General features: G+C 66.6%; 8 protein-coding genes and 1 pseudogene. All 9 read right to left on the reverse strand.

The annotated features are described in order from the left end of the window. Nucleotides 1–563 (reverse strand): annotated as a pseudogene (locus AX681_RS17305) (hypothetical protein); the annotation flags it as partial. A gap of 67 nt (nucleotides 564–630) precedes the next feature. After that, nucleotides 631–1428 carry a 3-deoxy-manno-octulosonate cytidylyltransferase gene (locus AX681_RS17310; protein ID WP_231733750.1) on the reverse strand — a complete coding sequence of 266 codons (798 nt, stop codon included), beginning with the start codon at nucleotides 1426–1428 and terminating at the stop codon, nucleotides 631–633. Further along, the gene (locus AX681_RS17315; RefSeq protein ID WP_066660574.1) at nucleotides 1412–2389 is read right to left on the reverse strand and encodes a KpsF/GutQ family sugar-phosphate isomerase; all 978 of its coding nucleotides are present in this window, start codon (nucleotides 2387–2389) and stop codon (nucleotides 1412–1414) included. Before AX681_RS17315 ends, AX681_RS17310 begins: the two co-directional genes overlap by 17 nt. A 123-nt stretch (nucleotides 2390–2512) precedes the next feature. Then, complete coding sequence (locus AX681_RS17320; protein ID WP_066660572.1) at nucleotides 2513–3445, reverse strand: FkbM family methyltransferase; 933 nt, start codon at nucleotides 3443–3445, stop codon at nucleotides 2513–2515. Between the two features lie 73 nt (nucleotides 3446–3518). Continuing rightward, nucleotides 3519–6506, reverse strand: coding sequence for a M10 family metallopeptidase C-terminal domain-containing protein (locus AX681_RS17325; RefSeq protein WP_156442759.1), 2988 nt, complete (start codon nucleotides 6504–6506; stop codon nucleotides 3519–3521). Between the two features lie 73 nt (nucleotides 6507–6579). Next, on the reverse strand, nucleotides 6580–6957 hold the full coding sequence (locus tag AX681_RS17330; RefSeq protein ID WP_066660567.1) for a hypothetical protein: 378 nt from the start codon (nucleotides 6955–6957) through the stop codon (nucleotides 6580–6582). Between the two features lie 81 nt (nucleotides 6958–7038). Next, the gene (locus AX681_RS17335) at nucleotides 7039–7872 is read right to left on the reverse strand and encodes an FkbM family methyltransferase (protein ID WP_066660564.1); all 834 of its coding nucleotides are present in this window, start codon (nucleotides 7870–7872) and stop codon (nucleotides 7039–7041) included. A gap of 10 nt (nucleotides 7873–7882) precedes the next feature. Further along, nucleotides 7883–8881 (reverse strand): capsular polysaccharide export protein, LipB/KpsS family, encoded by a 999-nt coding sequence (locus tag AX681_RS17340; protein WP_066660560.1) that lies wholly within the window; start codon nucleotides 8879–8881, stop codon nucleotides 7883–7885. Between the two features lie 74 nt (nucleotides 8882–8955). Continuing rightward, a partial coding sequence (locus AX681_RS22625; RefSeq protein ID WP_231735001.1) for an SLBB domain-containing protein occupies nucleotides 8956–9481 on the reverse strand: 526 nt, incomplete at its 5' end.

Consider the following 9481-nt stretch of genomic DNA (forward strand, 5'->3'; position numbering starts at 1 on the left):
GCGGTGAGGTGGCGGGCGTTGATCCGCTCCGCCGCAGCGGTCAGACCCGCCAGCACGAGCATGCCCAGCACGGTCACCACGCCCAGCCAGTAATGAACCAGGGTAAGAATGAGCAGGAAGAAGATGATCCAGGGCAGGTCGATCAGCGCGGGCGGCCCGGCGCTGGCGATGAAGCTGCGCAGCTGATCGAGATCGCGGGTCGGGCTGACCAGTTCCTTGGCGTCGGGGCGTTCGAGCGCGACGCGCCCCTCGATCTGCTGCACCCGCCCGATCAGGCTGTTGTCGAGTGATGCCGCGACATCCGCGAGCATGCGCGCGCGCATCACGTCGAACGCGCCGTAGAAGGCGAAGGCAATGATCACCATCAGGAACAGGCTGATCAGGGTCGCCTGATGCTGCCCCGGCAGCACCCGGTCATAGACGAGCATCAGATAGATCGACCCGGTCAGCATCAGGATGTTGACCATCGCGCTAAGCGCGACGATCCCCCACAACCCGCCGCGCACGCGCCGCAACGCATCGCGCAGTTCGGATTCGCCGAGGCGGCTTCGCAAATTCATCATCTCGCCACGCCAGTCCCCGGTCTGACCTCAGCAAATACAGGGGAATGGTGCCGGGGGGAAGCGTCCGTCATGCGCGCGCCGCCAGGGCGCGTTCGACCAGCGCCACGTCTTCGGGATTATTGACCTCCCAAAAGCCCGCAGGCGGGCGCGCCACTTCGACGAGCCGGATCGGGATGCCCTGTTCGAGGAAGCGCAGTTGCTCCAGCCCCTCGGCCAGCTCCAGCGGTCCCGGCGGCAGCGCGGCATAACGGCGCAACGCGTCGGGCGTGTAGGCGTAGAGGCCGAGATGGAGCTTCAGCCCCTCCCCGGGACCATAGGGTATGGGGCGTTTGGAGAAGTACAGCGCCTGACCGCTGTGATCCGCCACCACGGTCGTGCCACCGATCCGTCCCGCCGCATGCTCCGCGACCAGCAGCCCGCCGAGCATGGTATCGCACGCGATCCAGGGGGTGAGCACCGGCGCGGGCGCGGCGATCCATGCGTCGATCAGCGCATCGAGCGCGGCGCGCGGGATCAGCGGGGAATCGCCCTGCAGGTTGATCACCAGATCGGGGGCTTCATCCAGCCCTTCCAGCAACGCGGCACAACGCTCGGTGCCGTTGCGCAGATCGGTCGCGGTCATCGCGACCGCACCGGCAAAGCTGTGCACGACGTCGGCGATCCGGGGATCGTCTGTCGCGACCATGATTTGCGCGCGGTCCTGCACCGCCATCGCCGCTTCCCAGCTCCACTGGATCAGCGGCTTGGACACGCCGTCAGGACCGCAGAGCGGGGCGAGCGGCTTGCCCGGGAAACGCTGCGACGCATAGCGCGCGGGCACCACCACCAGCACGCGCGGCGGCGGCGCGTCAGAGGATGCCGGCACGCAGCAGATCCTGAATATGGACCAGACCGGTCGCGCGCCCGGCATCGACCACGAACAGGGTCGAAATCCGGTGCATGCGCATCAGGTCGAGCGCCTGCGAGACATCGGCTGCGGCGTCGATGGTGACCGGGTGCGGGGTCATCAACGCGCTGGCCGAACGCGTTGCCAGGTCCATCGCGTGCCGCCGGATATCGCCGTCGCTGATCGCCCCGACCAGCTGGCCCGCCGCGTCGGTGACGCCGACAATGCCCTGCCCCTTGGCGGTAATCTCCCGCACCACTTCGGCACCGCTTGCCTGGGCGGGAACCAGCGGCAATCGGTCGCCCCCGACCATGATCTGCGCCAGCGGACGCAGCCTGCGCCCGAGATCGCCACCGGGGTGCAGCGCGTGCATGTCGCTGCGCCGATGCCCGCGCAGCTGCGCGACGAGCAGGGCGAGCACGTCGCCCATCGCCATCGACACGATCGTCGATGCCATCGGCGCGGCATAGTCGCCGCCGCCCTCGTCGCACTGCGGGATCAGCAGGACATGATCGCAGAGCAACGCAAGCGGCGCATGGCTGGAGGCGGTGATCGCGACCGTCGCGGCGCGGAGATGACGGGCATGTTCTACCACGCGGACCAGTTCGCGGCTCGCCCCCGATGCGCTGAACGCCACCACGACATCCTCACCCCGGATTGCGCCGAGATCGCCGTGCAGAGCGTCGCCGGCATGCAGGAACTGCGCGGGAGCGTCGAGCGAGCATAGCGTCGCGGCAAGCTTGCGCGCGACGATCGCCGACTTGCCGATCCCGCTGGTGAGCACGCGCCCCTGACACGCGGCGATCCGCGCGGCGGCATCGATCACCGCGTCGTCGATGCTGTCGTCAAGTAGGGCGATCGCCCGCTGCTCGGCGCGCAACAGCCGGTGGGCGGCGGCGCGCAGATCACCGCCCGCGAGCGACGCTGTACGATCATGCATCAGGCCGAACCGCCGGAATGGGCAAGGGATACGCGAACATCGAACGGCCCCAATGGGTTGAGTCCGCAATCCATGCACCGGCACCGGAGCGAAGGCAATCGGCGCGCCTCCCGCCCTGCTCCGTTATCGGATCAAGACCAGCATCTGGTCTTCATGCGGCGGCGCGGACAGCACCGCTTCGCGCGTCGTCGCTACGACCACTTCGGGATCGAAATAGTCGATCCGGTGCAGGGCAAACCCATCGGCCAAGATCGTATCGAGAAAGCCCGCCGCGTCGGCGTAGCGCGCCGGAGTGAACTCCATGAACACCGTCAGCGGGCGGTTGCGACGCAGGACGCCTTCCAAGCCGCTCCAGACCTTGTCCTCCGCCCCCTCGGTATCGATCTTGATGAAGTCCGCATCGCGCAGCGCATCGAACGCGTCAGCGCGCTGGACGCGGACGCGGATTTCGCCGTCGCGGCCGATCGGCTGGCTGAAATGGGCGTTTTTGGGCTCGGTCGGGGGCACGAACATCACCGTGTCGCCCGGATCGTCGGCCAGAGCGACTTCATGGATCTGGGTAAAGGGGGCGAAGCCGTTGACATGCGCGCTACGCCGCGCGCGTTCGGCCATGCGCGGGTTGGGTTCGAACGCCACCACGCGGCCGCTTGGCCCGACCAAGTCGGCCATCACCATGGTGAAATAGCCGAGGTTGGCACCGATATCGACGGCGGTCATGCCCGGGCGGATGAAGCGGAGCATCGCTTCGGTCGTCCACATCTCCCAATAGCCGTCGAGCAGCAGGAAGGTCGACAGACCGACATCGCCGGTATCGACGAACATGCGATAGCGGCCGAGCACGCGGCACACCGCCATGTCGCCGCCGAGATAGGCGTTGCGGCACAGCGCGCGCACCGCCGCCTCGTTCAGGTGGCGTGGCGGAACGCGCAGCTGCCACAGGTCGAAATATTGGCCCGCCAGCTCAAGCGGCGACGCGATGCGTTCGGGAGCTGCGGGAGCGAAGGGTTCCGCGCGATCCCCCCGTGTCGCTGCGCTGGTCCCGGCTTGGTTGTCCATTGCCAACCAACCCGGAACGCGCCGCTTCGATCCATCACGCGCCGAACTTCACCCGACCGCCCGGGCGAAGGCGTCAGGCGATCAGATACCAGCCGATGTGCGGCTGCTCCCAGGCGCTCACGCCGCCGTCGCGCGCGACCGCGTGGTCGACGCCGACCAGATCGGCGAACTGGTCGCGGTCCAGCCCTTCCATCACCGGCACCTTGTCCTCCGCCGGTGCGGCGAGGATGAAATCGCTCTGCGACAGGCTCGCCCGCGCGACCCCGTTGATGACGATGAAATCGCCATTGCCAAGATCGATGGCGGTGGTGCCGCCATTTTCGTGCATCGAGTTGATCACCGTCTGCCACGTCAGCCCATAGGCGCTCAGATCGATGCGATCGGTGCCGACCGCGAAATCGGCGATCACGTCGCCACCCGTGCCGCGCGTGAAGACGAAGGTGTCCGCCCCCGCTTCACCGAACAAAACGTCATTGCCCGCGCCGCCGTTGAGGGTGTCGTTGCCCGCGCCACCCAGCAGCCAGTTGGCGCTCGCATTTCCGGTGATGCGGTTGCCGAGGTCATTGCCGACGCCGAACGGCGTGCTGCCGCCGAGCACGAGATTCTCGACATTGGCGTTGAGATAATAGCCCGCGCCGTTGATCGTGGCATAGACCGTATCGGTGCCGCCACCGACCGCCTCGAACGTCAGGTCATTGGGGGTGTCGACATAATAGCTGTCGTCACCCGACCCGCCGTCCATCCGGTCATAATCGCCAAGCCCCGAATCGCCGCGCAGGATATCGCTGCCCGCGCCACCGACGAGGATGTCGGTCGCGAAGTCGGAGCCGCCGATCAGCGTGTCGTCGCCGTCTTCACCGTACAGCGCATCGGCTTCGGTTCCGCCGTCCAGCGTGTCGTTGCCGATTCCGCCGACGAGATAGTCGATGCCCGCATCGCCGAACAGCTGGTCGATGCCGCTTTCGCCGAACAGCGAATCGTTGCCAGCACCGCCGCGCACAATATCGTCGCCCGCGCCGCCGATCAGCAGGTTGGAGCCGCCATTGCCCAGAAGCGTATTGGCGATGTCGTTGCCGACCCCGAAAATGTCGCCCGCACCCTCGGCCAGTGTCAGATTCTCGACATGCTGCCACAGATAGTAGTTGCTGGTCGAAATGACCGTGTCGGTGCCCTCGCCCGCGAACTCGAACACGATGTCGTCTTGGCGATCCACATAATAAGTATCGTCGCCCCGGTCGCCGTGCAGGCCATCGGCCCCCGTCCCGCCGTTGAGAATATTGTTGGACGCGTTGCCGATCATGAAATCATTGCCGCTGCCGCCGATCGCATTTTCGATCACCGAGCCGCGCGCGATCACGACATTGCCGCGCCCCAGGCCGATATTCGAAAACGCCTCTTCGCGCAGGTTGATCAGCTGGTTGGAGATGTTACCCGAATAGTCGAGCGTGTCGATCCCGCCATTGTCGATGATCGTATAGGCGACGTTGGGATACAGCGTCGCATTGTAGATGTCGCGACCGGCGTTGCTGTTATAGCCATAGGTGGTGTCGCCGGTGCGGGTGGTGGTCACCGTGCCATACATATTGGCCACGGCGATCGCATCGGCCGCCATCGGCGACAGCGTGAACTGGCGGGTATAGCCAAGCCCGGCAAAATAGCTGTTCTCGAGCGCGTCGAAATACGACATCACCGTCGTGATCCACGCATCGTTGAGATAGCTGGCGTCGGTCGCGTAGTCGGCGCTGCTGTTGTAGTTGCCGCCATGGCCAAGGCCCAGCGCATGGCCGATCTCATGCACATAGGTCTGGAACGAGTAGCTGTTGATCCCCGTGCCATAGGTGGTCAGCCAGGCGGTGCCGACATTGACGGTCGCACTCGACGTGACGCCGGCGCTGTTGAACGACGCATTGGCGAACGCGCCTTCCTGATTGTCGTCAAAGGTGATCTGCGCGTTGCCGGTCTGCTCGACGAAATTGATGCCGGTAAAGTCGGTCCAGAGTTGCAGCGCCGCGCGCGCCAGCGTCTGCCCGCTGGCCGTCAGTCCGGTGATATCGACGGTCAGCGTGCCACCCGGGGCCACCGCGAAATGGTGTGGCGTGGTCCAGTAGAGGGTGGTCAGCTGGTTCGCGATCTGGTCGTTGGTCCAAACGGTCAGCGGCGGGGCTTCACCAAAGCTCAGCGTGAAGCTGCCCTGGTCCTGTTCGCGCCAGGTGCCGACGTCGATATAATAGGTGCCGCTGGTAGTAGGAGTGAACACGAGGCGCGAATAGGTGCCAGCGCCGCCATCGTCATTCTCGCCCAGCGCGCCGCCATTGGAATCGCGCAACATCAACAACGTGTCGACGGTGCCTTGGCCCGACGTCTCGAACACATAGCGCGTGCCCGCGGTCAGCGTGACGGCATACCAGTCATGGTCGCCAAGTCCGTTGATCGTCACCGTCGTCGACCCGTTGAACGCGACGGTGCCGGTGGTGGTGCGGTTGTCTGCCACCGTATCCGATCCGTTCCACAGGCCGTTGCTGGCGAACAGGCTGTACGAGCCCGTCACGGTGCTGCTGAACCCGCTGACATCGACGAAATAGGTGCCGGTCGTGGTCGCGGTGAAGGTGATGTGCGACAACACATCCTGCCCGCCATCGTCATTGGTGACGATTACCCCGCCGCTCGCATCGCGCAGCCGAAGCAGCGTGTCGGTCGGATCCTGGGCGCCATTGGTCCAGAACGTGTAGGTCTGGCCGGCGGTCAGGGTGACGCGGTACCAGTCCTGGTCGCCGCCCGTATCGATCGCGCCGGCAACCGATCCCCCGAACACGACCGGGTCGGTCGAACTGGTGCCGCCGGGGGCATCCTCCGCCACCTCGACCGGCAGCAGGTCGTCATCGTCGAGCCGCGCCTTGGTGCAGGCCTCGCACATGCAGGCGGTCACCTCCGCGTGCTGCACCACCGCCGTGCCGATCGACCCGTCAAGCAGCGCGCCGCCGCCGAACCCGTCGACGATGCGCGAGAATCCGGCGAAGTTGCCGTCGGTGACGCCATCCACCATGGTCGAGATACCGTACACGCGCTGCCTCCCTCACTGGATGCCGACCGGCCGGACATCCTTGAAAAGGCGGTGCAAATCCCCGATCAGCGCTTCAGTCCGACAGCGCCGCCGCCCGGGCGACATCCCGCGCTAGCGAGCCGACAGAGTCAAGCCCCAAAGACCGGTCCGACGACGAAATCATGCGGGTTTCGATGGAACGCGCGCGTCCGCGCTCGATCACCGTCACATCCGCAGCCATCGTGTCCGCCCGCACGACACGCAGGGCGACCGTCATGCCGTCGCCGGACCGCTGCCCGACAGGGACCAGCGCATAGCGGCGCCCGGCGGCGGCAGAGAGTTGCTCGACAAAGCGCGTGCACACCGCATGTGCGTCGAGCCCCGCTTTCTCACCCCCCGCCACGGTGCAGGACAGCGACAGCGGCGCCCCGGCGGAACTTACCGACATGGCGAGCCAGACGATCCACGACATGCCGCTTCTCCCGCTACAACATTCATGCGCGGCACCCTGACCGCCGATCGATGAACAGGGGCTTTCGCGCGCATTCCCATTTTATCGCCGGAAACACAGCATATGGTCGATATTGTGCGGCTGGGCGAAGATCGCGTCGATCGTGATCGGCTGGATGCCCGCGACATAATCGATGATGTCGAGACTGAACCCCTCACCGATGATCTCCTCCAGAAACCCGCGCGGGTCGGGGTAGCGCGATACCGTGAATTCCATGAAGATCGTCAGCGGCTGGCCCCCGGCGAGGATGCCGGTCATGCCACGCCACACCTGTTGTTCGAACCCCTCGACATCGATCTTGATGAATTCGGCATTGCGTGCATCGGGAAAGCTGTCGAGCCGGCGCAGCGGGACGGCGTTGGAAATCCCCTCGCCCTCATAGGCGTGGACGCGGCCGCCGCCGGGCTGGTGCGTCATGACCTCCATCGTCACATAGCCCTCTTCGCTGCCAAGGGCGACATTGTGGACCGCGGCGAAGGACGCATAGCCGTTCATCTCGACGCTGCGCTGCGCGCGGGTTGCCATTGCCGGATTGGGCTCGAACGACAGCACCCGTCCCTCCGCCCCGGTCAGGTCGGCGAGGAGCAGCGAATAATAGCCGAGATTGGCACCGACATCGATGACGGTCGATCCGCGCCGGACGCTGCGCAGCATCGCTTCGGTCACCCACATTTCCCAGAAGCCGTCGAGCATCAGATGGCTGCTGATGCCGATATCGCGGGTATCGACGAGCATCTTGTAGCGACCGAGCACCCGGGCAAGCGCGGTATGGTCGCCGCAATAAGCGGTGCGACACAGCGCGCGGATCTCCGCCTCGTTGAAGGTGCGCGGATGCTGAAGCAGCCGCCAGATGTCGTAGATCGGTGTCGCGCTCATTCCGTCCCCGTCAGTTACCGCTCATGGCGCGCGCGGCGCCGAATTGTCCCGCCAGGCGTCCGATCAAAGCCCGCCACCGCGTCGGCGGCGGGGCCGATCCCTGCGCGGCCAGTTCCTGCGCCAGCGCCTCGACGCTGCACGGGGTGCCGGTGCGCGCACTGGCATAGACCGGATAGGCGATCAGCGCCGCTGCCACCAGTTCGGCCAGAGTTCGCCGCCGGGTCCGGCGTGCGATCGGGGCGCGGTCCTGCGTCAGGCCCCAGCCGGCATAGAAAGGCTGGCCGTGCACCACGACCTCCCGACCGCGCACCAGCGCCTCGAACCCGGTCAGCGAAGTGAGCACATGCACCGCGTCGGCGCGGTCGAGCAGGTCGGTCAGGCGGGCATCGGGCGCGACCAGATCGGCATGATCGAGCGCCGCGCGCTCACCTGTGCCGCCCGCGCGCAGGCCCGAAACCACATCGGGATGCGGCTTGTACACGATGAAGGCGTCGGGTTCCTCGGCACGGACGCGGGCGAGCAGGTCGATCATACCGGTCACCCCGGCATTGCCCAGCCGCACCGACTGGTCGGTCTCGACCTGGCCCGGTACGAGCACGACGCGCCGGTCGGTCGGCAGCGTCAGCGGCTCGCCGGACAGATTATATTTGGTCAGCCGGGCGCGGCGCAGCAGCGCGATCAGCGCCTCGGCACGCGCCAGCAGCGCGGCGTCGAACTCGGCGGCCTGAAGCAAATGTTCCAGATCGCTCGGCCCGGTCGGGTCGTAATGCGGGCGGCGACGATCCAGCGTCAGCGAACAGGGCTGAACCAGCGCCGCGCCCAGCCCCGCCGAGCGCAGAAACCCGTCCTCGATCCACCAGAGCGGAACGTCCGCCGCGCGCGCGGCCTGCTCCAGCCCCGGCGGCACCCGCGTCGCCCAGCAGCCGATCGCCCCGCCGCGTTGCCGCGCGATCGCGACGGCGCGCGCAGGGTCGCGGGCGATGGCCGGACCATGCGCATTGCGGAGCATCGACCGCACCCGCCTTCGCTTCCATGGGGTGATTCCGATCAGGCAGGCCAGACTATCGGGCTGCGCCACCGCACTCATCGCGTCAGCAGATCGACGGTGATCGCCGGGGTCACCAGCGTGTTGAGCAGCTGCACCAGCTTGCCGAACTGGACCGAGCGCGCATTGGCGACCAGCAGCACATCCTTTTCGCGCATCGCAAAGCGCTGCGACAGGAAATAGCTGCGTGGGTCGAGCAGGTTGAGGCGGTAGATCACCGGCTTCGACGCGCCATCGGGCCCGGCTTCGTAGCGGAAGACAAACACGCCTGTCGCATCGGCGCGATCATCGGCCAGCCCGCCGGAGCGCGCGATTGCCTCGGCCAGCGTCAGGGTGTCGCTGTCGAACGCCAGCTCCGCGACGTTCCGCGCCGAGCCGAGCACGGTGAGCGAGCGCACGCTGCGGATCAGCTGAACATGATCGCCGGGGGCGAGCCGGACATTGGCCGGGCTGTCGACGCGCAGCTGATCGAGCCGGATTTCCGCCGCCTGGCCACCGCGCACCAGCCGCACGCGCGTATCGGCCGGCCGATTGGCAGGCCCACCCGCCTGCGCGATCAGGTCG

The organism is Sphingomonas sp. CCH9-E2, assembly GCF_001557215.1.
GTDB lineage: Bacteria > Pseudomonadota > Alphaproteobacteria > Sphingomonadales > Sphingomonadaceae > Sphingomonas.